Here is a 25,928-nt window from a genome sequence, read left to right as displayed (position 1 = left end):
GACCTTGCCCCGCCAGAGACGGTATTCGATGGGTTGTGTAACAGCTGAACGCCATTCTAAGGGATTCGCCTGGGGGCCTCTAGGGAAGGGCTCTCGTTGCGGCCCATAAAAAAGGGCGGCAACCCGGAGGTTGCCGCCCTTTTTATTTCCACCGGATACCGGTCGGTGCCGATCAGGCAGAGGCCGCCATCGGCTCACAGGTTTCGTGCACGTCACTGAGCCAACCCATATGCGCCGGGCTCCGGCCCTGTACCGCGTCAAAGTACATTTGCTGCAAACGCTTGGTGATGGGGCCACGGCGACCGGCGCCGATGGTGCGCCCGTCCAGCATCCGGATCGGCAGTACCTCCGCGGCGGTGCCGGTAAAAAAGGCTTCATCGGCGATGTACACCTCGTCGCGGGTGATGCGTTTTTCCACCACCTTGTAGCCACACTCTTCTGCAAGCTGGATGACCGATTTGCGGGTAATCCCGTCCAGGCAAGAGGTCAGTTCCGGGGTGTAGATCACGCCGTCGCTGACCAGGAAGAAGTTCTCACCGCTGCCCTCGGCCACATACCCCTCCGGATCCAGCAACAGCGCTTCCTCACAGCCGTTGCGAATCGCCTCCTGCAGGGCAAGCATGGAGTTAATGTAGTTGCCGTTGGCCTTCGCCTTGCACATGGCAATGTTCACATGATGGCGGGTGTACGAAGAGGTATTGACCTTGATGCCCAACTCACGCGCTTCCGGGGTCATGTAGCTCGGCCACTCCCAGGCGGCAACAATCACGTGGGTCTGCAGCGCATCGGCGCGCAGCCCCATACCTTCGGAGCCGTAAAATGCCATCGGGCGCAGGTAGGCTTCTTTCAGCCCATTCTCGCGCACCACCAGTCGCTGGGCCTCGTTCAGCTGTTCTTCCGCAAACGGCATGGGCATATTCATGATCTTGGCAGACCGGAACAGGCGGCGGGTATGTTCGTGCAGGCGAAAGATGCTGGTACCGCCATCGGCGGTCTCGTAGGCGCGCACGCCTTCGAACACGCCCATCCCGTAGTGCAGGGTGTGGGTCAGTACATGGACTCGGGCGTCGCGCCAGGGAACCAGTTCACCGTCAAACCAGATAACGCCGTCTCTATCGGCAAAAGACATGGGAAACTCCTACAAAATTCTATAAACGCACTCTGTAGGAACGGCCTGGGGGAAGGAGCGGGAGCGGTCTACACCGGGTCGAGCCAATTCGCCTGCAGGCGGGCTCCTACAGTACAGAGCCTGATGAAAAACAGTTTAATCGGGCAGCGCTCACAGGCCGGGCAGCAGGCGACAATTTCACGCGCTCGCTCGGTCCGGCATCTGCTGCCAAGTTGTTGCAACGGTCTTTCTTTCCGCTTCGAATTGGTCACCGGATACAACCCCCGGCCGCTGTTGTAATGCCGGGCGATGACCTTCAGATCGGTAGGCTTTGTAGGCGTCGATCCAATGCACGGCTTGGTGGGCCGGCATCAGGCCCGTCTCGGTGAGACATTCAGGAATGCGAATTTTATCGAGTGATCGCACAGTTGAGGGGCGCGCTGCGCCCGGGCCAGTGGGTCATATTGAACCATAAATTGGATAGCGACAATACCGTCTGAGGCACAACAGTCCCGAGTGTACGATCATTGCTCCGGCCAGGGGTTTCGCATCTTCTCGCGCCCATGGTTACCGCTTTTTCACGCAATTTTTATGCAGCCCAAATCCGGCACCGCTGCTTGTGAACCGAACACACCCGGTTCCTGCACACGCCCCAACACCCAGCAACAGGTTTTAGCGCCTCAGCCCAGCAATCGCTTCCACACCTGCTCAACATTTTCGCGCTCGGCGGGAAACCAGTCCGCGGGCACCTGAGCGGGCAGTTGCTGCAACGCGAGGCGATGCCCTTCCGAGCGATAGGCTTTGTAGGCCCCGGTCAGGTCGGCGGCCTCGGTTTCTGGCAGCAGGCCGGCCTCGGTCAGGCTCTGCAGAATCCGGATATTGTCGGTGTAGCGCACAATGGCAGGAGCCTTGTGGGCCCATGCCAGCGCGGTAAATTGCACGATAAATTCGATATCGATGATGCCGCCCGGGCCGTGCTTCAGGTCAAATTGCTGGCTGCCCGACTTGTCGAGATGCGCGCGCATCTTGTCCCGCATCTCCACCACTTCCCCGCGCAATTTCGGTGCGTCGCGCAGCTCGCACAGCAGCGTTACTCGCAGCGCCTCGAATGCCTCGCCAAGGCGCACGCTGCCGGCGACCGGACGCGTACGTACCAGCGCCTGGTGCTCCCAGGTCCAGGCGCTCTCGCGCTGGTATTTCTCGAACGCGGCCAGGGAGGTCACCAACAGGCCGGAGTTGCCCGACGGGCGCAGGCGGGTGTCCACTTCGTACAGGGGGCCGCTCAGGGTTCGGGTCTGCAGGATATGGATCAGACGCTGGGCGAGACGGGTGTAGAAACTCAGGTTGTCGATGGATCGTTCACCATCGGTGTACTGCTGCGGTTCGGCATCGTGCACAAACACGATATCCAGGTCGGAACCGTGCCCCAGCTCCAAACCACCCAGCTTGCCATAGGCAATGATCGCAAAGCGCATATCGTCGGCGCTCGCCCCGCCGGGCAAACCGTGCTTTTCCGTCATCTGCTGCCACGCGAGCGCCAGAGACTGCTGCAGGATCGCCTCCGCCAGCCAGGTGAGGGAATCGCTCACCTTCATCAGCGGCAGGGCACCGGTCACCTCCTGCGCGGCAATACGCAGGCTCTGGCTCTGCTTGAACAGGCGCAGGGCTTCCATCTGCCCCTCAAGATCATCCGGCTCCACGCGCAGCATTTCCTGACGCAGGTCGTCGGCAATATCGCCAGCGGTAGAGGGTGCCAGCAGGCGGCGCTGATCGAGCATTTCGTCCAGCAGGATCGGGTGACGGGCGAGCTGCTCGGCAATCCACGGCGACGCGGCGCACAGCTGCAACAGCTGCGCCAGCACCGGCGGGTTTTCATTGATCAACACCAGATAGGCGCTGCGACGCAGAATGGAGCGCAGCAGGGGCATCACCCGTTCCAGCGCCAGTAACGGCTCGCCGACTTCAGAAGCGGAAGCCAGTAGCAGCGGCATGGTCTGGTCCAGGCGCTGGCGACTGGAAGCCGGCAACGCACTGACAATGCGATCACTGTGCAGGGCAACGATGCAATCCAGCGCCTGGGACGCGGGCTGAAAGCCGGCCTGGTGCAACTTCTCCAGCCAGCTGTCGCGGTCGGCATTGCGCTCGCAGCCCGCCCACAGCAGCTGCCACTGATCATTTGCGGTCAGCTCGGCAGGCTCCTCCGGCGGCGCAATGACCTCGTCAAATTCGTGCTCGATGATTGCGCGCGCGGCATCCAGTTTTTCCGCCAGCAGTGGCCAGGAGGCATAGCCCAGCGCAAACGCCAGTTGTTCACGCCGTGCCATCTCCGCGGGCAGGGTCTGGGTTTGCTGGTCGCGCTCCGCTTGCAGGCCGTGCTCCACCCGGCGCAGCAACAGATAGGCATCCCACAACTGCTCCGCACTGCCCGCCGGCAAATGACCATCGGCTTCCAGCAGCGGCAACACCTTTAAAATGTTGCGCACCCGCAGGTCCGGCTCGCGCCCACCGCGAATCAGCTGGAACGCCTGGGCAATAAATTCCACCTCGCGAATACCGCCGCGACCGAGCTTGATGTTGTCCGTCATACCGCGGGCGCGGACCTGGCGCTGGATTAGGGTTTTCATTTCCCGCAGCGCCTCGATCACACTGAAGTCTATGTAGCGACGGTAGGTAAACGGGCGCAGTAACTCCATCAGTTCTTCTGCCGCTTCCGCCGCTACGCCACCATCGCCACCGCTCATGGCCACCGGACGCGCCTTGATCATGGCGTAGCGCTCCCATTCGCGGCCCTGGGTCTGGTAGTAATCCTCCAGCGCAGCGTAGTGGCTCACCAGCGGCCCGCTGTCGCCGTAAGGACGCAGGCGCATATCCACGCGAAACACAAAACCGTCCGCGGTAACCGTATCCAGGGATTTGATCAGGCGCTGCCCCAGGCGTTGGAACCACGCCTGGTTTTCCAGGGGCTTGTCACCGTCGCTCTGACCCGGTTCCGGGTAAGCAAAAATGAGGTCGATATCGGAAGACAGGTTCAACTCCCGCGCACCCAGCTTGCCCATGCCCAACACGATCATCGGCTGTACCGCACCCTCGCGGCTGCGCGGCTCGCCGTGGCGCTCAACCATCTTAAGGCGGTGCCAATCGAGCGCCGCCTGAATGCACACCTCCGCCAGTTGGGTCAGTCGCGCACAGGCCGTTGGGATATCCCACTGGCCGGCAAAATCACGCCAGATTACCTCGCAATTCACCCGGTTGCGCAGATTGCGCAGTATTTTTTCCAGCTGCTCTTCCGATTCGATCTCCGCGAGATCCGGTGCAGCCAGACCACAGTCATCGCTCTGCAACAGTGCCGCCAACCAGTGGGAGTGGCGCCCGCACTGCTGCACAAAAAAGTCCGACCCTACAAAAGCCCGCGCCAGCACCTGGGCACGCTCCGCATCCAGCAGCGCTTCTATCTCCGCCACCCGATCTGCACCCACCGCCCCACACCAGGCCTCCCAACGCTGACGAAGCTGGGGCTGGTGTTCGGCGGGGCAGTGATCAATCAACGGCATGCGGGTATCTCCTGACGGTCGCGACAAGTCCATCTTAACGATAGCCCGCAAGTATACATTGGCCGTCGCCCCATTCGTCGTGCCCGGGCTTGAACTTTTGCCACCCGGCCCTATCTAAATGCCGTTAAAAAATTTGGCGTTGTTTCGTCTGAACCTTGTTTTTATTCCGGGGCGTCCCCCGTTGTACGAGCAATGATTATTTCGACTCACCACCCCCAGAACAGCCACAACCACCCCCCAGTCGCGCTAACTAACTGCCGCGCCATTCGACGCGCCATCTACCTGCCCATCTCGCGTCCGCCTCCATAACCAGTCACAAATCACTGCGGCACATTTTTCATACTTCTTAACTATGAGCGCAGGCGCCGATAGGTGGTGCAGCTTTGCGAGACCGTCTGCGGCCAGGACGGCCGCAGCCGAGCCCCCAGGGATGGGTTTATGGCGTGTCTCGCAAAGCTGTACCACCTAGCGGTGCCGCCACGGCGCCCGTTAAGAGGAATTGCGTTACCACCACCCCTGACAACCAAACCCAAAGGAGGACAAGGTGCTGGAAGTCACCCACCTCAGCCGTTGTTATGGCGAATTCAAAGCCGTCGACGACGTCAGTTTTACAATCGGCAAAGGCGAAATTGTCGGCCTGCTCGGCCACAACGGCGCCGGCAAAACCACCATCATGAAAATGCTCTCCGGCTATCTGGAACCGGATACCGGCAGCGTCAATATTGATGGCATCGACATGGCCGACAAGCCCAAAACCCTGCAACGGCAACTGGGCTACCTGCCGGAAAACCTGCCCGTGTACGGCGAAATGACCGTCGCCGACTACCTCGACTACGCCGCCTCATTAAAAGGCCTCGACGGCGACGAAAAGGTTGCCGAAATCCGCCGCGCCATCAAAGCCACCGAGCTGGCGGACAAACTGCACGCGCGCATCCACACCCTCTCGCGGGGTTACAAACAGCGCGTCGGCGTCGCCCAGGCCATACTCGGCCGGCCCCGGCTGCTGATCCTCGACGAGCCCACCAACGGCCTCGACCCCACCCAGACCCGGCAGATGCGCGCACTCATCAAAGAGATCGCCCGCGAAGCCACCGTCATCCTCTCCACCCACATCATGCAGGAAGTGGAAGCACTGTGTGATCGCGTGCTGATTATTCACCGCGGCCAACTCGCCGTGGACGAAAGACTCGAGCGCCTGCGCAACGCCAACCGCATCTGGCTTGAAACCTCCGCCACCGACGCCCGCGAGGTACTCGGCCGCCTGGGCAAAGACGAAGGCATCGAGAGTATCGAAGCAATGGCCAAGGTCGGGCAGTTCCGCATTGCGCTGACGGAGGACGCCAACCTGCGTTCCACCAGTGCCGTAATCGCCCGCACCCTCATCGCCGCCGGTGGCGAACTGTACCGGTTGCAGCCGGAGCAGCAGGATCTGGAAAGCCTGTTCCGCCAGGTGAATGAAAGCCAAGCACCCGCACAACAAAAACAACAGGAGGCACTGGAAAATGCGGCCTGATAACACCTCACCGGTCAGCGGCAAGCGCTTGATCCAGCGCGTGGCCGGCAAAGAACTCACCCTGTTTTTCGCGTCACCGGTGGCCTACCTGTTTCTCGCCACCTTTGCCGCCATCAGCCTGTTCGTATTTTTCTGGGGCGAGGCTTTCTTCGCCCGCAACATCGCCGACGTGCGCCCGCTGTTCGAATGGATGCCGCTGCTGCTGATCTTTCTCACCAGCGCGCTCACCATGCGCCTGTGGAGCGACGAGCGCGCCAAGGGCACCCTGGAACATATCCTCACCCAGCCAGCCCCCCTGTGGCAGTTTGTGCTGGGCAAATTTGTCGCCTGCCTGGCACTGCTCGGGATCGCCCTCGCCATCACCCTGCCGCTGCCGCTCACCGTGGCGATCATTGGCGACCTGGACTGGGGGCCGGTATGGGCCGGTTACCTGGCCACCTTCCTGCTGGGCGCGGCGTATTTGAGCATCGGCCTGTTCGTCTCCGCCCGCGCCAGCAACCAGATCGTCAGCCTGATTGTGGCCTCGGCCCTGTGCGGGGTTTTCTACCTGATTGGCACACCGCTGCTCACGGACTTTTTCGGCAACAGCGCCGGCGAATGGCTGCGCAGCCTCAGTACCGGCGCGCGCTTTGATGCCATTACTCGCGGCGTCATCGACCTGCCGGATCTGTACTACTACCTGAGCCTGTGCGCCGTGTTCCTATCTCTCAATACCCTGGTGCTGGAGCGCGAGCGCTGGGCCATTGGCGGCAACCGCAAGCACCGCCAGGCCTGGCTCACGGTCACCGCGCTGCTGGTGGTCAACGCCCTCGGCGCCAATTTATGGCTGGGGCAACTGAAGTCCCTGCGCGCGGATGTGACCGAGGGCAACCTGTATTCCATTTCCCCGGCCACCCAGCAGTACCTGAACCAGTTGCAGGAACCGCTGCTGATCCGCGCCTATTTCAGCGGCAAGACCCATCCGCTACTGGCACCGCTGGTGCCGCAGATGCGCGACCTGTTGCGGGAATACGAAGTGGCCGGCAACGGCCGTGTACGCGTGGAAATGGTCGACCCGACACAAGAGCCGGAACTGGAAGAGGAAGCCAACCGCAAATACGGGATCGCCCCGGTGCCCTTCCAGGTGGCGGATCGCTACCAGGCCTCCATCGTCAGTTCCTACTTTGATGTGCTGGTGCAATACGGGGACGAATACGAGGTACTGGGTTTCCGCGACCTGATCGAGGTCAACGCCGATCGGGAAACCGATGTGGACGTGCAACTGCGCAACCCGGAGTACGACCTCACCCGCGCAGTGAAAAAAGTCCTGCAGAGCTACCAGAGCGAGGGCAACCTGTTCGACACGGTGCAGGGCAAGCTGGCGTTTACCGCCTACGTCTCCGCCGACGAACAGCTGCCGGAACAGCTGATGGAATTTAAACAATCCATCCGCGAGTCTGTGGAAAAAATCCAGGCGGATGCCGGCGAGCGCCTGAGCGTCGAATTTATCGACCCCGAAGCGGACGGCGGCAAAGTAGCCCGGCAGATCGCCGAGGACTACGGCTTCCAGCCCATGGCCGCAAGCCTGATCGGGCGGCCCTTCTATTTTTACCTCACCCTCGCCCGCGACGATCAACATGACAAAGTGGTACAGATACCGCTGGACGACCTCAGCGCGGACACCTTCGAACGCAACCTGGAGGCAGGCATCAAACGCTTCGCCAGCGGCTTTACCAAAACCGTGGCACTGGTGACGCCGGCGGACGATTTCAGTCAGGGCATGGGCGGCGGCGCGCGCTTCAGCCAGCTGGAAACCTTGTTGGGTGCCGAGCTGAACGTGGAACGCGAGGACCTGAGTGACGGCCGCGTCTCCGGCAACGCCGACATCCTGATGCTGCTGGCACCGCGCAATCTGAGCGAAAAAGCCCTGTACGCGGTGGACCAGTTCCTGATGCAGGGCGGCACCGTGATCGCCGCCACCTCCCCGTACAGCGCGGACCTGTCCAACCGCAGCCTGCGCCTGAACCGGGTCAACAGCGGTCTGGAACAGTGGCTCCAACATATGGGGCTTGAGGTCGACAGCAAACTGGTACTGGACCCGCAGAACAGCGCCTTCCCGGTACCGGTGACCCGCAACGTGGGCGGCTTCCAGCTGCAGGAACTGCGCATGCTGGATTACCCCTACTTTATCGACGTGCGCGGCGACGGCCTCAACGCCGACAACCCCATCACCGGCAACCTGCCCCAGGCCACCCTGAGCTGGGCCTCGCCCATTCGCGTGGACGAGGAAAAATCCGCCGGACGCAACGTCACCCCGCTACTGCACAGCTCGCAGGAGTCCTGGCTGTCCAGCAGCACCAGTGTGATGCCGCGTTATGTGGACGGGCAGATCAGCGCCTTTACCCCGGAGGGCGAGCGCGCCGCGCACCTGCTGGGCGTGGTCAGCGCCGGGCGCTTTGACTCTTATTTCGCCGACAAACCCTCGCCGCTGGCCCAGCAGCCCGAAGAGGCGTCAGCCGAAGACGGGGAGAATGCCAGCGACGCCGGCAAGTTGGAAAACCTGCCCAGCCAGATCAGCCGCTCGCCGGAGTCCGCGCGCATTATCCTGTTCGCGTCCAACGACTTCCTGCGGGATCAGGTGGTGCGCATGAGTGGTGCCGCCGCCGGTGGCGACTACCTCAATACCCTGCAACTGGCCGCCAACAGTGTGGACTGGTCCCTGGAGGATGCGGGCCTGCTCAGCATCCGCGCGCGCAGCCACTTCAACCGCACCCTGCCTCCCATGGAGCAGGACAGCCGCCTGTTCTGGGAATCCCTGAACTATATCGCCGCACTGCTGGCCCTGGGCCTCGTCGCCCTGATCCAGCACCTGCGCAATCGCGCCCGCCAGCAGCGCTATCAACAGCTGCTGGCCGGCTGAGGAGGAACTGAAGCATGAAAAATCTGCAAATGGCCCTGAGCGGTGTGCTGGCACTACAGCTGGTGCTGGCCGCCGGCCTGTTCTGGGAGTCCAGCTCGCGGCAACAGGCGCAGGCACAATCCACACCATTGGTGCAGGCGGAAACCGACGCACTGCAACGACTGGAAATTGTCGGTGATGGGGAAAGCGTGACCCTGGTGAAACAAGAGGACCAGTGGCAGCTGCCGGCGTTGCACGATCTACCAGTCAACCGCGACAAGCTCGACACCCTGCTGGAAAAACTCAACGCGCTGAAAGGAACCTGGCCTATCGCCACCAGTAACAGTGCCCGCGAGCGCTTCGAAGTGGCGGAAGACAAATTCCGCAAACGACTGAAGCTGTACACCGCGGAAGGGGATGATCCCGCACTGGAGCTGTTCGTGGGCACCTCCCCCGGCTTCCGCAAGGTGCATGTGCGCCGCGCCGGCGACGATGCGATCTATGCGGTAGAGCTCAACAGCTTCGACCTGCCTTCAACCGCCGACAACTGGCTGGATAAAACCCTGCTGGCCGCCGGCGACCTGACGCGCATCCAGGGCCCGGATTACACCCTGGAAAAAAGTGAGGACGGCTGGGCGTTTGCCGCAGACAACGGGGAAGAAACACCGGCGGTCGACCCGGGCAAGGCCCGCGAACTGGCCACCGCGCTCGAGAAACTGCGTATCACCAAAGCGGTCGACGAGGCTCCAGAGGTGGAGGCAACGGAGTTTGTGGTGAAGGCCGGCAATGGCGAGCGCCGCTATCACTTCGCCAGCGCGGACGACAAATACTATGTGCGCCGCGATGACCGCGATCAGCTGTTTGAAATCGCCAAATACGATTTCGATCGGGTGATGGACAAACGCCACCAGGATCTGGTGTTGGTGGAGCGGGAAGACGAGGAGCAGACCGCAGAAGAGGAACCAGACGCGAGTGAGGAGGATCAAGCAAAAAGCTGAACCCCACTCGATGCACCATCAAAAAACCCGCGCCAATGCGCGGGTTTTTTAGGTTACAGGCTCGAATATACGCTGGCTTAAAACGCAATATCCGGCGGCGGTGCCACCCGCAGTACTTCCTGCACGGTAGTGATACCCGCGGCCACTTTGCGCGCGCCGGACAAGCGCAGGCTGTTCATGCCCTCGCGCATACCCTGGCGACGAACCTGCTGCAGGTCACAGTCGTGGGTTACCAGCGCCTGCACGCCTTCGCTGAACGGCAGAATTTCGTAGATGCCCTGACGGCCGCGATAGCCGGTATTGCGGCAATCCAGACAGCCCTCCGGCTGATACACCACTTCCGGCTTCGGCGCTTTCCAGGGTTTCACCAGTGCCTGCCAGTCCTCGTCACTCACCTCGGTTTTGCGCTTGCAGCTTGGGCACAGCGTTCTCACCAACCGCTGGGCCATCACACCCAGCACCGTGGATTTCAGCAGGTAGTGGGGCAGGCCAAGATCCAGCAGACGGGTCACCGCGGTGGGGGCGTCGTTGGTGTGCAGAGTAGAAATCACCAGGTGGCCGGTGAGCGCCGCCTGCACCGCCATCTGTGCGGTTTCCAGGTCGCGGATCTCACCCACCATGATGATGTCCGGGTCCTGACGCATCAGGGTGCGGATACCGGCGGCGAAATCCAGGCCAATGCTGTGATGCACCTGGGTCTGGTTAAAGCTGTCTTCCACCATCTCGATGGGGTCTTCGATGGTTGACACGTTCACCTCGGTGGAGGCCAGCTGCTTGAGTGCGGTGTACAGGGTGGTGGTTTTACCGGAGCCGGTGGGGCCGGTCACCAAGACGATGCCGTTGGGGCGGGACAACATGGTCTGCCAGCGGGCCAGGTCGTCACCGGCGAGGCCGAGGTCGAGGTAGGAGCGCGCCAGCACTTCCGGGTCAAAAATTCGCATCACCAGTTTTTCGCCGAACGCCGTGGGCAGCGTCGACAGACGCAGCTCCACCTCACTGCCATCCGGGCGCTTGGTCTTGATGCGCCCGTCCTGAGGTTTGCGCTTCTCCGCTACATTCATGCGCCCGAGAATCTTCAGGCGGCTGGTGACCGCGGCGTTGACCTGATCCGGCAGTTCGTGGATCGGGTGCAGTACGCCGTCGATGCGAAAGCGGATACGGCCGATGTTGCGGCGCGGCTCAATATGAATATCACTGGCGCGCTGGTCGAAGGCGTGCTGCAGCAGCCAGTCCACAATATTGACGATATGCTGGTCATTGGCTTCCGGGTCCTTGAGGTTGCCGAGTTCCAGCAACTGCTCGAAGTTGCCCGCCCCAGAGCTGCCCTTGAGGCCGCTGGCGCCGGAAATGGAGTTGGCCAGGGAGTAAAACTCGGTGCCGTAGCGTTTGATATCCGCCGGGTCCGCCACCACCCGCTGCACGGTGCGGCCGCTGGTGTGCTCCAGCTGTTCTTCCCAACCGGAGGTATAGGGTTGCGCGGTGGCCACCAGCAGCATGTCCTTGGTGGCCTCCACACACAGGATCTGGTGGCGCTTGGCAAACTGGAAGCTCATCACCTCAGTGACTTCTGCTACGTTCACCTTGAGCGGGTCGATGTGGTAGAGGCCGTGCGACGACGTATCCGCCAGCCACTGGGTCAGGGTGGCGGCATCCAGGGCCTTGCCGGGCTTTTTCAGGTTGGGCAGTTCGCAGCTGGCGATGTAAGACAGCGGGTGCATCTGCGCCTGCTCGGCACTGCGTGGCGTACCGATCAACCGATTGGCATCCGGGCGGCTCACATAGCCCTGGCTCACCAGGTCTTCCAGCAACCCCGGCAGGTCGAGAACCCGGTCCGCCACTCTGCTTCCAGCCATACCCTGTCACCCGTCTACGCTTTAGTTTGAAGGCGCATTGTAGCGCTTATGACGATCCGCAACAGTGCACCGGACACCCGGTCTGCCACGAAACGGTCACATCACTGTGACCTGCGCACGTGTTGGGGTACCATGCCGCCCAATTCGGCCGCCTTTCGATCAACCAAGGGCTCAGACAAGCGTCCAATCAAGCGGCTTTTCAATCAACTGTCAGGACCGGAAAAAGGAACAGACCATGCCCCTGTCCAATATCGCCAACCTGTTCGGCCGCTCGCCGATCAAGCCGATCAAGGAGCACATGGCGACCGCCCACGAGGCGTCAGCGGATCTGGTGCCCTTCTTTGAAGCCCTTATGCAGGGCGACTTCAGCACGGCCAAAACCGTTCAGCAACGCATCTCCGCCAGCGAGAACCGCGCCGACGACATCAAGAAAGACCTGCGCCTGCACCTGCCGGACAGCCTGTTTATGCCGGTCTCCCGCAGCGACCTGCTGGAGTTGCTGCACGTGCAGGACAAGGTCGCCAACAAGGCCCAGGACATTGCGGGCCTGGCCATTGGCCGCCAGATGCAGTTCCCGGAATCCATGCACCCGATGATGACCATCTTTGTCGAAAGTGCCGTGGCCACCTCCGCCCAGGCGCTGAAGGCTATCAACGAGCTGGACGAACTGCTGGAATCCGGCTTTTCCGGCCGCGAAGTGGATATCGCCCGCCGCATGACCGAAGAACTGGACGATCTCGAGCGCAAGTCTGACGAGCTCGAAGTCGAAGTGCGCGCGGCACTGTTCAAATTAGAAAAAGACCTGCCGCCGGTAGATGTGATTTTCCTCTACCGGGTGATCGAGTGGGTCGGTGACCTGGCAGATGAGGCCCACGGTGTGGGTAACCGATTGCAGTTGTTACTGGCGCGCTAAGCGGGGAGAGAAAACGTGGATATCATTGCTCAATACGGCCATATCTTTCTGATTCTGGCTTGTGTGTTCGGATTTTTCATGGCCTGGGGTGTGGGCGCCAACGATGTGGCCAACGCCATGGGCACCTCCGTGGGCTCCCGCGCACTGACCATCAAACAGGCGATTATCATCGCCATGATCTTCGAGTTTGCCGGCGCCTACCTGGCCGGCGGTGAAGTGACCTCGACCATCCGCAAGGGCATCATTGCCCCGGACCTATTTAACGACACACCAGAGCTGCTGGTGTACGGCATGCTTTCCGCTCTGCTGGCGGCGGGCACCTGGCTGATGATCGCCAGTATTCTGGGCTGGCCCGTTTCCACCACCCACTCCATTGTCGGCGCCATCGTTGGCTTCTCGGCCGTGGGCATCTCGGTGGACGCGGTGGCCTGGGGCAAGGTGGCCAGCATCGTGGCCAGCTGGGTGGTCTCGCCGGTGCTCGCCGGCACCATCTCGTTTTTGTTATTCAGAAGCGTGCAGCGGCTGATCCTCAACACCGAGGACCCCTTCACCAACGCCAAGCGCTACATCCCCGTCTACATGTTTGCGGTGGGCTGGATGATCTCCATGGTGACGCTCACCAAGGGCCTCAAGCACGTGTTCAAGGACGCCGGTATTTCCCTGAGCTTCCTGCAGGACGCGTTGATTGCCGGGGTGATGGGCCTGGTGGTCATGGCCATCGGTATGGTGCTGCTGAAGCGCATCAAACGCGACCCGGCGATGGAAAAAGACAACCGCTTTGCCAACGTGGAGCGCGTGTTTGCCATCCTGATGATCTTCACCGCCTGTGCCATGGCGTTTGCCCACGGCTCCAACGATGTAGCCAACGCCGTCGGCCCGCTAGCCGCGGTGGTGAACACCGTACAACAGGGCACGGTTACTGCCAAAGCGGTGATGCCGCCATGGATCCTGCTGCTGGGTGGTGCCGGTATCGTGGTGGGCCTCGCCACCTATGGCTTCAAGGTAATGGCTACGATCGGCCGCAAGATCACCGAGCTGACCCCGAGCCGCGGTTTTGCTGCCGAGCTGGGTGCGGCTGCCACGGTGGTCCTCGCCTCCGGCACCGGCCTGCCCATTTCCACCACGCACACCCTGGTGGGTGCGGTACTGGGGGTCGGCCTGGCACGCGGTATCGGTGCGCTTAACCTGCGCATGATCACCACCATCGCCGCCTCCTGGATCGTGACCCTGCCCGCGGGCGCCGGCCTGGCGATTCTGTTCTTCTTCTTCTTCAAGGGCGTCTTTAGTTGGTAAAGAGGGGCTGGTAACACAGCGCCGGGTAATGACAATGACCCACCGCGCCTGATACAAAAGGGAGTGCCTCCGGGCGCTCCCTTTTTTTATGCTGGTAATGTGAGAAGGACTCCTCCATGCAACTGCCCATCTACCAGGCCGACGCCTTTACCTCGGCACTCTTTCGCGGCAACCCCGCCGCCTATGTACCACTGACCCGCTGGCTCGACGACCAACAACTGCAACAGATCGCCGCCGAGAACAACCTCGCGGAAACCGCGTTCACCGTGCCTGCCGGCCACGGCTTCGAACTGCGCTGGTTTACCCCCGGCGAAGAGGTCCCCTTGTGCGGTCACGCCACCCTGGCCACTGCGCATCTGCTGTGGTCGGAGCTGGGGTTTATTGACGATGAAATACACTTCTTCACCCGCAGCGGCAAGCTGATCGTGCGTCGGGAAAGAGAGGGTGAAGGGGAGCGGCTGGCTTTGGACTTCCCCGTACAAAACATCCAACCGATCAGTCTCGGCGAGGAATATACCGACGCCCTCGGTGTCGCGCCGCTGTCAGCCATGGAAGTTGCCGGTTCCAACGATCAGCTGCTGGTGGAGTTTGCCTCCGCGGACATCGTTGCCAATCTCGAGCCCGATATGCGCGCGGTGGCCAGGCTTCCCTACAAGGGGGTGATCTGCACCGCGCCCGGTGATGGATTTGACTGCGACTTCGTCAGCCGCTTCTTCGCCCCGGCCATCGGCATTGATGAAGACCCGGTGACCGGCTCGGCCCACACGTACATGACGCCTTTCTGGGCGGCAAAGCTGGATAAGCCCGCTCTCAAGGCGAGACAGATTTCAGCCCGCGGTGGCGAGCTGGATTGCGAACTGAACGGGGAGCGGGTGATCATGCGCGGACGCGCCATTACCTATCTGCGCGGGCAGATCACCCTTTAGCGGGAATTTGCCTGGGCTCAACCCAGGCGCCCCAGTGGGCTGGCGAGGCTGTCTGGCGGCAGGGTAAACCAGGCAGGCCCCTTCTCCGTCATGTACAGGCAGTCTTCCAGACGCACACCGAATTCCCCCGGCAGATAAATGCCCGGCTCATTGGAAAAACACATGCCCGGTGCCAACTCGGTTTTTTCGCCGCGCACAAAATTCACCGGCTCGTGTCCTTCCATACCGATTCCGTGGCCGGTGCGATGGGACAGTCCGGGCAGGCGGTAGTCCGGCCCGAAGCCATTTTTCAGATAAAACGCGCGCACCGCGTCGTCGACACTGCCCGCCGGCGCACCGAGTTTGGCGGCCTCAAAGGCCACATTCTGCCCCTCGCGCACCAGCTGCCAGATTTTTTGCTGTTTTTTACTGGGCTCCCCGTACACGAAGGTGCGGGAAATATCCGACTGGTAGCCTTCGACACTGCAGCCGCAGTCCATCAGCACAATCTGGCCTTCGCGAATCTGCTGCGGCTGATCGGTGCCGTGGGGATAGGCGCTGCCCTCGCCAAACAGGGCCATGGTCCACACACCCTGCCCACCCAGGCTGGTCTGCGCCTCGCGCATCAGCTGGTTGACGTCGGCCGGTGTCATCCCCGGGCGCAACTGCTTCCACACCATGCCATAGGCGGCCAGGGTGATTTCGTTGGCCTTTTTCATCAGCGCCAGCTCCGCCGGGCTCTTGACCATACGGCAGCCGCGGGTAACCGGGTCGGCACTCACCAGCTTGAACCCGGACAGGGCGTCCCGCAGGCCATCGGCCACAAACCAGCGTACCGAGGCCTCGAGGCCAAGGGTGCCGCTCTTGATGCCGCGGTCCTTGAGCACCGAAGCCACCCGCGCAAACGGGCTCTCGTGTTCGTGCCAGGTGCGGACATCCTCGCCAAAGGTCATGGACTCGCGCACCGAGGGCTCTTCAAAGAATGGCGTTACCACGGCAATATCGCCGCGCCGGGGAATCACTACACAGGTCAGACGCTCCGAGCGCCACCAGCGAATCCCGGTGAAGTACAGCATGGCGGCACCAGGCTCCAGTACCATGGCATCGATACCGACCTTGCCCATCAGTGCTTGCGCCTTCTCGACCCGCGCCTGCCGCTCGGACACTTGAATTGGCTGCACGCCGTCGAGCAGGGATCCGGGCTTTTTGTCCGCGGGCGCGGCGTTGGTGGCGGCGCGCAGGGGCACTGCCGGCGTCATCGCCAGCAGCGCGGCGGTTTTCAGAAGTTGGCGCTTGGTGGGCATGTCACGTTCTCCACGGGTATCCATCACGAGACTATCGGTCAGGAGAAAATGGGTCAGAAGAAAATGGGTCAGAATGGGCACGAGGGTATCCTGTTTTCACGGTAAAAACAGGGGCTACCAGTAGTGATAATGCAAACGTTCGTTTTTGCGCGGCCCGTGAATCTGCCAGATCAATTCGATCTCATCCGCGTGCAGAATCAGGTCGGCGGTGTAGGTATCCTCACCACACAAGTGCGGTGCCTGGTGGCGAAACCCGTGCTCGGTCACCGGTGCCAGGTTGAACAGGAGCACCGGCTGCGCACGCCGCAGGTGCTCGAGGCGAACGAACGCGGGGCAACGGGTCCAGCGATAGGTATTCTGCAGGTCAATTTTATGGCCGTCCGCATCGGAAAATTCTGCCCGCTCGGCAAACAGGGTATGGGCTCCGCAGCTGGTAACCGTCACATCCCCACGCCCGTGACCACGCCAGTTGGTTTTTGAGCCGGGTCCGTTGCTGGCAGTAAAACTGAACGCCCGCACCTTTTGCAGACGTTCTACCAATTGCGCTAACGCGCTTAACGCTTTGTAATCCACCAGCGAATTCAATGGAAACACCTGTTCATGCTACTTCTGATCATTGTCACCTTACTGTGGGCCTTTTCCTTCAGCCTGATCGGGGTCTACCTGGCCGGCCAGGTCGACAGCTATTTTTCCGTACTCACCCGCGTGCTACTGGCAACCCTGGTCTTTCTACCCTTTCTCAACTGGCGCACGCCACCACGCACTGCCATTACCCTGATGGCCATTGGCGCCATTCAGCTGGGCCTGATGTACCTGTTTTACTACCAGTCGTTCCTGCTGCTGAGCGTGCCGGAAGTACTGCTGTTTACTATTTTCACACCGGTATATATTGCACTGATCTACAACCTGCTGGCGCGCCGGCTCTCGCTGCGCAATAGCCTGTGGAACCTGCTGGTGGCCGCGATCGCCGTGGCTGGTGCCGCCATTATTCGTTGGGACAGCCTCAGCGATGATTACTGGCTCGGCTTTTTTGTGGTGCAAGGCGCCAACCTGTGCTTTGCCAGCGGCCAGGTAGCCTACAGGCAGTTTATGCAATCCAGCGCAGTGCGTGGCAAATCGCTGCCACCGCGGCAGACATTCGGCTGGTTTTTTATCGGCGCCAGCATTGTGGCCGCCATTGCCTGGCTACTACTAGGCAAGCCGCAGTACCCCACCGGTGTGGTGCAATGGAGCGTGCTACTCTGGCTCGGCGCAGTGGCGTCCGGTATCGGCTACTTTCTGTGGAACAAGGGCGCCACCCAGGTCTCCCCAGCAACGCTGGCGGCCATGAACAATGTGTTGATTCCCGCGGGGCTGATCGTCAATCTGCTGATCTGGAACCGCGATGCTGACCTGCCGCGACTGATCGCCGGCGGACTCTTGATCGTCGCCGCCGTCGCTCTCAGCGAGTGGCGCAACAAACACCCATAGACATCGCGTTCCCATGCAAGGAAAGAAGCTATGAGCACCCGCACGCTGCCCGACCTGCAGAGCCAGCTGCAACAACTGGTGGCCAGCCCCAGTGTCAGCGCCACCAATCCCAAGCTGGACATGGGCAACCGCGGCGTAATCGACCTGCTGGCCGCATGGCTTGAGACGCTTGGTTTTTCCGTACAGATCATGCCCATGGAAGACCAGCCCCACAAAGCCAACCTGATCGCCACCCTCGGCAGTGGCGATGGCGGCCTGGTGCTGGCCGGGCATACCGACACAGTGCCCTACGACGACAACCGCTGGCAATCGGACCCGTTCAAGCTGAGCGAGCGCGACAATCGCTGGTACGGCCTGGGCAGCACCGACATGAAGGGCTTTTTCCCGCTGGCCATTGAAGCCGCCAAAGCCTTTGCCGGCAAACCCCTGCAACAGCCGCTGATTATTCTCGCCACCGCCGACGAGGAAACCTCCATGTCCGGCGCCCGCGCACTGGTAAAGGCGGGTTTACCCAAGGCCCGCTACGCCATTATCGGCGAGCCTACGGGCCTGAAACCCATCCGTATGCACAAGGGCATGATGATGGAGCGCCTGCGCATCACCGGCCAGGCAGGGCACTCCTCCAACCCCGCATACGGTGCCAGCGCGCTGGAAGCGATGCACACCGCGATGTCTGAAATCCTGAAATTGCGCGGGGAGTGGCAGGAGCGTTACCGGAATCCCGGATTCGCGGTGCAGGTACCCACCCTCAACCTCGGCTGCATTCACGGCGGTGACAACCCCAACCGGATCTGTGGCCACACGGAGCTGCAGTTCGACCTGCGCCCGCTTCCGGGTATGCCGATGGACGCACTGCGAGGCGAGCTGCACCAGCGCCTGAAAAATGTAGTGGACGATGAAAAAATTCAGCTGCAAATGGATTCACTGATCGGTGGTGTCGAAGCATTCGAGGAGCCGGCGCAATCGGAACTGGTACAGGTGGCCGAGCAGCTGACCGGGCACAGTGCCGAGAGTGTCGCCTTTGCCACCGAAGCGCCCTTCCTGCAGAAGCTGGGGATGCAGACGATTGTGCTTGGGCCCGGTGATATTGATCAGGCACACCAGCCCGACGAGTATCTTGGATTGGAGCGGATTGATCCGATGGTGGAAGTGTTAAAGGGCATGATTGGGCGATTTTGCCTGTAGTGGTACCTGTCATTTCGATCCGGTGGCGGCGTCGCTACCGGGTACGGGTTTGTGAGACACGCCGTGTACCCATCCCTGGGGGCTCTTCTAAAACATCCCTGTTTTAGAAGGTCTCACAAACCCGTACCCGGCATCGACGCCTTCGCGTGAACTATTGAGATTTTCCCATCCCAAAGTAATCAACGGAAATCCGCAGAAAATACGGTATATTGTGCAAACTTCCGTTCCATCTTTTGAATACTAAAACCGTGAATACAGAAACCACCACCCTCAACTGGTTCCGAAACGCCGCGCCTTATATCAATGATCTGCGCGGGCGAACCCTGGTGGTAGCGATTCCCGGGGAAGGCTTTGAGCACGAAAACTTTCGCAACCTGGTGCACGACCTCACTCTGCTGATCAGCCTGGGCGTGAAACTGGTGCTGGTCCACGGCGCCCGCGTACAGGTCAATGAGGCTCTGGAAAAAGCCGGCATAGAAAGCCGCTTTCAGGGCAACACCCGCATTACCGACCGGGAAACCCTGGAGGTTATCAAGGCGGCGGTGGGCAAATTGCGCTTTGAAATTGAAGCCGCCTTTTCCCAGGGATTGCCAGACTCCCCCATGGCGCGCTCCGCACTGAAAGTGGTGTCCGGCAACTTCGTTACCGCTCGCCCGGTGGGCATCATCGACGGGACCGATATGCGCTGGACCGGCCAGGTACGGCGTATGGAGGTGCAAGCCATCGGCCGCGCGTTGGAGGAAAATTCGCTGGTACTGCTGTCACCGTTTGGCACCTCCCTGACCGGCGAACTGTTTAATCTCAACTACCTCGATCTCGCCGCAGAAGCCGCCAAGGCGCTGAATGCTGAGAAACTGATTCTGTTCCGCGACCTGCCGCAACTGACGGTCGACAGCCAGCCCGTGTATGACCTGAGTATCCATCAGGCCGAGGATGTAGCGGATAGCGTAGACAGCGAAACTCTCACCTGTGCTATCCGCGCGTGCAACGCCGGTACCCAGCGGGTGCACCTGCTCAGTTACGCCGACAACGGCGCACTGTTGCAGGAACTGCTGAGCCGCGAAGGCGCCGGCACCATGATCTACCGCGACAGCTACGAGGTGATTCGTCGCGCCCGCATTAATGACGTGGGCGGCATTCTCGGGCTGATTCGGCCGCTGGAAAAACAGGGGATTCTGGTACGGCGCTCGCGGGAAAAACTGGAATCCGAAATCGACCATTTCACGCTGGTAGAGGTGGACGGCACGCCGGTGGCCTGCGCGGCCCTGTATCCCATTCTGGACGACCAGGGAGATACCATTGCGGCCGAGATCGCCTGCGTGGCCATTCATCCGGAGTTCCGTGGCGGCGGCCGCGGCGCCAAACTGCTGCAGCACCTGGAGCGGCAGGCTCGCGCACTGGACCTCGACGAAATCTATGTACTTACCACCCAGACCGAGCACTGGTTTATCGAGCGGGGTTTTACCCAAGTCGACGTCGGCGACCTGCCTACCAGCCGCAAGTCCCTGTACAACATTCAGCGAAATTCCCGCGTATTACGCAAGCCACTGCAAGCGCAATAAGCTTGCAGAAATAGTGGAAGAGAACGGACAGAGGTTGCGCCCACCCCAACCTTTTCACGGAACCGCGCAATATCTCTTCCGTTTTGATAATCTGTCGCGCTCTCGGGTGCAACCGCGCCCCGCCTGCCAGTCAGGCCCGATATCCACTGTCCAAAAAGTTTAAGAACTGCTATGCCCCAGTACCGCTCTCGCACCACCACCGCCGGCCGTAACATGGCCGGTGCCCGCGCCCTGTGGCGCGCCACCGGCATGACGGATGACGATTTCCAAAAACCGATCATCGCCGTGGCCAATTCCTTCACCCAGTTTGTGCCCGGGCACGTACACCTGAAGGACATGGGCCAGCTGGTGGCACGGGAGATTGAAAAGGCCGGCGGTGTCGCCAAGGAATTCAACACGATTGCCGTGGACGACGGTATCGCCATGGGCCATGACGGCATGCTCTATAGCCTGCCCAGCCGCGAGATCATCGCCGACTCGGTGGAGTACATGGTGAATGCCCACTGCGCCGACGCCCTGGTGTGCATCTCCAACTGCGACAAGATCACCCCTGGAATGCTGATGGCCGCGATGCGCCTGAACATCCCGGTTATTTTTGTCTCCGGTGGGCCCATGGAGGCGGGCAAGACCAAACTCGCTGAGCACAAGCTGGATCTGGTGGATGCCATGGTGATTGCGGCCACCGACGATGCCAGCGATGAGCAGGTGGCCGAGTATGAGCGCTCCGCCTGCCCAACCTGCGGTTCCTGCTCGGGGATGTTCACCGCCAATTCCATGAACTGCCTGACCGAGGCCCTGGGCCTGTCCCTGCCCGGCAACGGCACCATGCTCGCCACCCACGCAGATCGCGAGCAACTGTTCCTGCGCGCGGGTCGCGAAATCGTCGCGCTGGCGAAACGCTATTACGAACAGGACGACGAGCGCGCACTGCCGCGCACCATCGCCAATCGCGCCGCGTTCAGTAACGCCATGGCACTGGACATCGCCATGGGAGGGTCAACCAACACTATCCTGCACCTGCTCGCTGCCGCCCAGGAAGGTGAAGTGGACTTTACCCTGGCGGATATCGACCAGCTTTCGCGCAAGATTCCCCAGTTGTGCAAAGTGGCGCCCAACACCCAGAAGTATCATATCGAAGACGTGCACCGCGCCGGTGGCGTGATGGCGATTCTTGGCGAATTGGAGGCCGGTGGCCTGCTGGATGCCAGCCTGCCTACGGTACACAGCCATTCGCTGAGGGAAGCACTGGAGCAATGGGATATCCGCCGTACCGACGACCCGGCGGTACACAAGTTCTTCCGCGCCGGCCCCGCCGGTATTCGCACTCAGCAGGCGTTCAGCCAGGATTGTCGGTGGAACAATCTGGACGGCGATCGGGAGCAGGGCTGTATCCGTTCGGTGGAACATGCCTACTCTGCCGAAGGCGGCCTCGCGGTGCTGTTTGGCAACCTGGCACCGGATGGCTGCGTGGTAAAAACCTCCGGAGTCGAAGAGGAGCTGTGGCACTTTGAAGGCCCGGCACATGTGGTCGAAAGCCAGGAAGACGCCGTGGCGCACATTCTTGAGGGCAAGGTGCAGGAAGGGGAAGCGGTCATTGTGCGCTATGAGGGCCCCAAAGGCGGCCCCGGCATGCAGGAAATGCTCTATCCCACCAGTTACCTGAAGTCCAAGGGACTCGGCAAGTCCTGCGCACTGATTACCGACGGTCGCTTCTCCGGCGGCACCTCAGGCCTGTCCATCGGCCATGTGTCACCGGAAGCCGCGGGCGGTGGCAACATCGCACTGGTGCAAAACGGGGACCTGGTGCGCATCGATATTCCCAAGCGCCTGATCGAGGTGGATATTCCGGAAGCGGAACTGCAGCGTCGCCGTGAGGCCATGCAGGCGAAGGGCAGTGAGGGTTGGAAGCCGGCAAAAGTGCGGCCACGCAAAGTCAGCCGGGCACTGAAAGCATATGCATTATTGGCCACCAGCGCCGATCGGGGCGCGGTACGCGAAATCGATTGAGGGCTAATGCCTATCAAGAAAATAGCGGGCAAACGCCCGCTATTTTTTTGCCTTGGTTCCGGCCTACTCCGCCAGCTTGAACGTAATCCTGTTGCGCACCCCTTGTTTCTCTACCGGGTTGCCGTCCACCAGAGTCGGCCGATATTTAAAGCGCTCAACCGCATTGAGTGCCGAGCGGTTGAAGACTTCCGTAGGCGCACCGGCACTGTCATAGCCGCCCACAACCCGCGGGTCTCTCACGCTACCGCTGCGGGTGATCGTAAACTCCACCACCACATAACCCTCGATTCCCTGAGCCAATGCTCGGCTGGGATAGCGGGGCGCTGGCTTGTAGAACGGTAACGGGTCAGAACTTACGATACCAGGGTCAATGGTTTGCTGGGTTACGACCGGTGGCCCCACAATAATCGGCACCTGCGCCGGCTCCAGTGTGCGCTCAACAGGTTGCGGCTTCACCGGCGGCGGCAGCTGCTGCGGTTTGCGGATGGGGTCTACCCGCTCCACGGTGCGCTTCATTTCCGGCAAATGAATGGGGGCCACCTTGGGCGGCAAAACCTCCGGGGGCTCCTGGTAGTCGGTTGCGATCAGCTGCGCCATTCCCAGCAGCAACAGTCCGGTCACCGCGACTGCAAGCACAACGTTGCGGACGACAGTTGCGGATCTGACTGAGAACGAAAACGTGAGTGGGGGAAACGGCCGCATGGCCATGGATAAGCGATAAGCCTGTTCCATAAACACCTCTCCTTGTTATTTTCAGGTGTTGATTGGTCGCACCGGACAGAATCTGCGGTGCGGAGGAAAAAGCTGATCAGCTACTTTCAGTATTTAGTTGATTCTGGCGAAAATGCAAATAATTCCCATTAATCGCTCAATATTGCGCCAAAATGACAAATTTCAGGCAAAAAAAAGCCGCACAATGTGCGGCTTTTTCGGTTCGCGTAAAGCGTTGGCCGATGTAGCAATTACATCGCCAGCTGCTTTTCACGCTCCTGCTCACCTTCAACGAAACTAATCCACTGCTTGGCAAACTTTTCAGAACGCTTGTCATCCAGAGCTTTCTTGAAGTTTTTCAGCGATTCATCGTACTTTTTCAGGTTGGCATTGGCCATGCCCAGTATGATGTACAGCTGATCCGGGCGCTTGATGCCACCCTTCTTCAGCGCCTTGGCGCCCATATCAATGGCGGTCTCATTCTTGTCCAGGTCCAGGTAGATACCGGCCAGACGGGAATAGATATCGCCCTTGTCGGACATGCTTGCCGCAGCTTCCAGTTCCGGAATCGACTTTTGCAGCTCCTGAGACATCTGGTAGGCCTGAGCCAGGGTTTCCAGATTTTTCGAGGTGCGCTCAATCTTCTTCTCTTTGATGCCCTTGTCGATGACCTTGGCACCTTTGTACGGCATCTCCGCACCCATAAAGAGATAGGCCATGTTCAACAGCTCTTTCTCTTTCTGCAGGGCACCGGCGATATAGGCGGCTTCCATCATGTGAAGCATATCGTCTTCACGCTTCAGCTCGCCGTACATACCCGCCAGCTGCTTGTAGTACTCCCCTTTCGGGTAGTGCTTCACCAGCTTCTCAAGCACCTTGGCTACGTTTTTGTAGTCATTTTGCTCGTAATAGAAGTAGCGCTGCAGCTGGAACCAGTTTTCCTTGGGCGTTTTGCCTTCCTGCTCGTACATGGAGATAGCTTTGCTGATATCTGCCATGGCGGCCTTCGCGTTGCCCACCTGGTGGTAGGCCTGGGCGCGCAGAGCGTAGGAATCCGCTGTAACGTTGTCGGCCACCTTGAACCACTGGTTCAGGTAGTTCAGCGCCTGCTTGTAGTCTTCCTGTACGAAGTACAGCTGAGCCACGGTCAACAGGGTACCCACTTCGAGGGCAACCGGCAGGTTTTGCGCACCCTGCTGCAGCACCTTTTTGTAGTAGGTGATCGCCTGCGGATAGCGCTCCATGCTGTAGTAAACGAAGCCGTAGAAGTAGTACATCTGGGCGGTTTCGTAACCGTTGTACTTGTCCTTACCGGCTTCCATTTCCTTCAGCGCTGCCAGCGCTGCCGGCCAGTTCTGGGCATCGGCAGCTTCCTGCACTTTACCCAGCTTCTTGAACACGTTTTCACGCATGGCCGGCACTTTGCGGGTCTTCTGCTCGCTCTGGGCTTCCGCCTGAGCGAAACCAGCTGACACGCCAGCGGCTTCCAGTACAGTAACGCTCACAGCTGGCGCCAGTACCAGGGGCAGCGCTACGGACGTGCGCAGGACGAACTTGGACAGGCCTTTCGTCACGGTCGTCATATTCATATGCGTCCCCTATTTATTGCGCCATATTGAAGCTGATCTTGGTTTTTACACCAGGCACTTCAATCGGCTCGCCATCAACAACCCGCGGCTTGTACTTGTACTTCAGCGCAGACTTCACCGCAGCGCGGTTGAAGATTGTGGTCGGGTTGCCATCTTTGGTGAAGGCTTCCACCACACGCGGATCACGTACAGAACCGTTCTTGGTCACCGTATATTCCACAACAACCCAACCCTCGATGCCACGCTGCAGTGCACGACGCGGATATTGAGGCTGAACCTTTACGATCGGCAGGTAGTCACCTTCAGAGGCGAAGCCACCGATGCCACCCACTCTCAGGTCGGCGTTGGCCGCAGGCGCAGACATGTTCAGGGCATTGTCTACATCCGGCTGGTCAAACTCCGGCTCCGGCATATCGGGCGGCGGCTGCTCAGGCTCGTTGGGCTTATCCGGTTTGCTGGTATCGTATTTTGTTTCGATCTTCGTCTCCGGCATCACAACGTCGGCCACCTTGATCTGCTCCTCGTCGTCAGGAGCTTTCATGTTGGCTTCGATCAGCGCATGCATGGTGAAGATCAGGGCAAAAGTGGTGGCTACCGCCAGCGCACCCGCCCCTGCTAGTCTTACCGGGTTCATAGCTGTTAACTCTTCTCTGTAGCGACCGACACTTTCTCGATTCCGATCTTCCTGGCCGCGTCTGCGATCAGGGCAACCTTCTCGATACTCGCCTTTTTATCGGGCTGAATCACCAACCACCCTTTCGGGTTTTCTGCGTAGAGACGTTCCAGGGTGTTTTTCACCAGGCGATCATCTACCTTCTCTTTGGCGATCCAGATTTCGTTGTTGTCGTTAATCGCTACCAGAATAGAGGCGGCTTTGAGATCAGCGGTCGTCGCTTCCGGCTTCAGTACATCGACACCCGGCTCTTTAATAAAAGTCGCGGTGACGATGAAGAAGATCAGCATGATGAACACCACGTCCAGCATGGGCGTGAGGTCAATCGCTTGGCCTTCTTCTTCTGCCGTAGTCTTTTTTCTGCTCATTGCAACTCTCTCTAGCGAAATGCTAATAGCGAGATTTGGCCCTGCGG

Annotated in this window: 19 protein-coding genes; 10 read left to right on the top strand and 9 right to left on the bottom strand. The window is 60.4% G+C overall.

Translation table 11 applies throughout. The features are described from left to right. Positions 1-172: 172 nt before the first annotated feature. Entirely contained in the window at positions 173-1,129 is a 957-nt protein-coding gene (locus tag JF535_RS04615) for a branched-chain amino acid transaminase (protein ID WP_206999562.1), read from the bottom strand. A gap of 659 nt (positions 1,130-1,788) precedes the next feature. Continuing rightward, on the bottom strand, positions 1,789-4,659 hold the full coding sequence (gene glnE / locus JF535_RS04610) for a bifunctional [glutamate--ammonia ligase]-adenylyl-L-tyrosine phosphorylase/[glutamate--ammonia-ligase] adenylyltransferase (RefSeq protein WP_206999560.1): 2,871 nt from the start codon (positions 4,657-4,659) through the stop codon (positions 1,789-1,791). 544 nt (positions 4,660-5,203) lie between these two features. Here glnE and JF535_RS04605 point away from each other — a divergent pair. The 3 genes from JF535_RS04605 to JF535_RS04595 are packed head-to-tail and all read left to right on the top strand — an operon-like array spanning position 5,204 to position 10,048. Then, positions 5,204-6,172, top strand: a complete 969-nt coding sequence (locus JF535_RS04605) for an ATP-binding cassette domain-containing protein (RefSeq protein ID WP_206999558.1) — start codon at positions 5,204-5,206, stop codon at positions 6,170-6,172. Further along, positions 6,162-9,071 carry a Gldg family protein gene (locus tag JF535_RS04600; protein ID WP_206999556.1) on the top strand — a complete coding sequence of 970 codons (2,910 nt, stop codon included), beginning with the start codon at positions 6,162-6,164 and terminating at the stop codon, positions 9,069-9,071. Before JF535_RS04605 ends, JF535_RS04600 begins: the two co-directional genes overlap by 11 nt. A 14-nt stretch (positions 9,072-9,085) precedes the next feature. Further along, positions 9,086-10,048 carry a DUF4340 domain-containing protein gene (locus JF535_RS04595; protein WP_206999554.1) on the top strand — a complete coding sequence of 321 codons (963 nt, stop codon included), beginning with the start codon at positions 9,086-9,088 and terminating at the stop codon, positions 10,046-10,048. A 77-nt stretch (positions 10,049-10,125) separates the two neighbouring features. On the opposite strand, the gene tfpB is transcribed toward JF535_RS04595, so the two are convergent. Next, positions 10,126-11,901 (bottom strand): type IV pilus assembly ATPase TfpB, encoded by a 1,776-nt coding sequence (gene tfpB / locus JF535_RS04590; protein WP_206999552.1) that lies wholly within the window; start codon positions 11,899-11,901, stop codon positions 10,126-10,128. A 235-nt stretch (positions 11,902-12,136) separates the two neighbouring features. Here tfpB and JF535_RS04585 point away from each other — a divergent pair, with 235 nt between their 5' ends. The 3 genes from JF535_RS04585 to JF535_RS04575 all read left to right on the top strand — a co-directional run bounded on the left by JF535_RS04585 (position 12,137) and on the right by JF535_RS04575 (position 15,033). Further along, a complete protein-coding gene (locus JF535_RS04585; protein WP_206999550.1) occupies positions 12,137-12,814 on the top strand; it encodes a TIGR00153 family protein in 678 nt (225 codons plus the stop codon). A gap of 15 nt (positions 12,815-12,829) precedes the next feature. Continuing rightward, positions 12,830-14,107: an inorganic phosphate transporter gene (locus JF535_RS04580; protein WP_206999548.1), complete on the top strand. Its 1,278-nt coding sequence runs from the start codon at positions 12,830-12,832 to the stop codon at positions 14,105-14,107. Between the two features lie 116 nt (positions 14,108-14,223). After that, complete coding sequence (locus tag JF535_RS04575; protein WP_206999546.1) at positions 14,224-15,033, top strand: PhzF family phenazine biosynthesis protein; 810 nt, start codon at positions 14,224-14,226, stop codon at positions 15,031-15,033. Positions 15,034-15,050: 17 nt separating this feature from the next. On the opposite strand, the gene JF535_RS04570 is transcribed toward JF535_RS04575, so the two are convergent. Together JF535_RS04570 and JF535_RS04565 are read right to left on the bottom strand one after the other, a co-directional pair. Continuing rightward, a complete protein-coding gene (locus JF535_RS04570; protein ID WP_340674120.1) occupies positions 15,051-16,397 on the bottom strand; it encodes a M24 family metallopeptidase in 1,347 nt (448 codons plus the stop codon). A gap of 33 nt (positions 16,398-16,430) precedes the next feature. Further along, a complete protein-coding gene (locus JF535_RS04565) occupies positions 16,431-16,910 on the bottom strand; it encodes a DUF6314 family protein (protein WP_206999544.1) in 480 nt (159 codons plus the stop codon). Positions 16,911-16,916: 6 nt separating this feature from the next. Between JF535_RS04565 and JF535_RS04560 the strand changes: the two genes are divergently transcribed. From JF535_RS04560 to ilvD, 4 genes are all read left to right on the top strand, one after another. Further along, entirely contained in the window at positions 16,917-17,786 is an 870-nt protein-coding gene (locus tag JF535_RS04560) for a DMT family transporter (protein WP_206999542.1), read from the top strand. Positions 17,787-17,816: 30 nt separating this feature from the next. Next, positions 17,817-18,971 (top strand): acetylornithine deacetylase, encoded by a 1,155-nt coding sequence (gene argE / locus JF535_RS04555; protein ID WP_206999540.1) that lies wholly within the window; start codon positions 17,817-17,819, stop codon positions 18,969-18,971. A 248-nt stretch (positions 18,972-19,219) separates the two neighbouring features. After that, complete coding sequence (gene argA / locus JF535_RS04550; RefSeq protein WP_206999538.1) at positions 19,220-20,533, top strand: amino-acid N-acetyltransferase; 1,314 nt, start codon at positions 19,220-19,222, stop codon at positions 20,531-20,533. Positions 20,534-20,704: 171 nt separating this feature from the next. Further along, positions 20,705-22,540 (top strand): dihydroxy-acid dehydratase, encoded by a 1,836-nt coding sequence (gene ilvD, locus JF535_RS04545; RefSeq protein ID WP_206999535.1) that lies wholly within the window; start codon positions 20,705-20,707, stop codon positions 22,538-22,540. Between the two features lie 63 nt (positions 22,541-22,603). Here ilvD and JF535_RS04540 read toward each other — a convergent pair whose 3' ends face one another. From JF535_RS04540 to JF535_RS04525, 4 genes are all read right to left on the bottom strand, one after another. After that, positions 22,604-23,161: a TonB family protein gene (locus tag JF535_RS04540; RefSeq protein ID WP_206999533.1), complete on the bottom strand. Its 558-nt coding sequence runs from the start codon at positions 23,159-23,161 to the stop codon at positions 22,604-22,606. A gap of 341 nt (positions 23,162-23,502) precedes the next feature. After that, positions 23,503-24,840, bottom strand: coding sequence for a tetratricopeptide repeat protein (locus tag JF535_RS04535; protein WP_206999531.1), 1,338 nt, complete (start codon positions 24,838-24,840; stop codon positions 23,503-23,505). Positions 24,841-24,853: 13 nt separating this feature from the next. Continuing rightward, positions 24,854-25,474, bottom strand: coding sequence for an energy transducer TonB (locus tag JF535_RS04530; RefSeq protein ID WP_066961150.1), 621 nt, complete (start codon positions 25,472-25,474; stop codon positions 24,854-24,856). Between the two features lie 5 nt (positions 25,475-25,479). Beyond that, positions 25,480-25,881, bottom strand: coding sequence for an ExbD/TolR family protein (locus JF535_RS04525; RefSeq protein WP_066961147.1), 402 nt, complete (start codon positions 25,879-25,881; stop codon positions 25,480-25,482). Positions 25,882-25,928 lie beyond the last annotated feature (47 nt).

It is taken from the genome of Microbulbifer salipaludis, from assembly GCF_017303155.1.
GTDB classification, from domain to species: Bacteria; Pseudomonadota; Gammaproteobacteria; order Pseudomonadales; family Cellvibrionaceae; genus Microbulbifer; species Microbulbifer salipaludis.
This window is presented reverse-complemented; position numbering and strand designations above follow the sequence as displayed.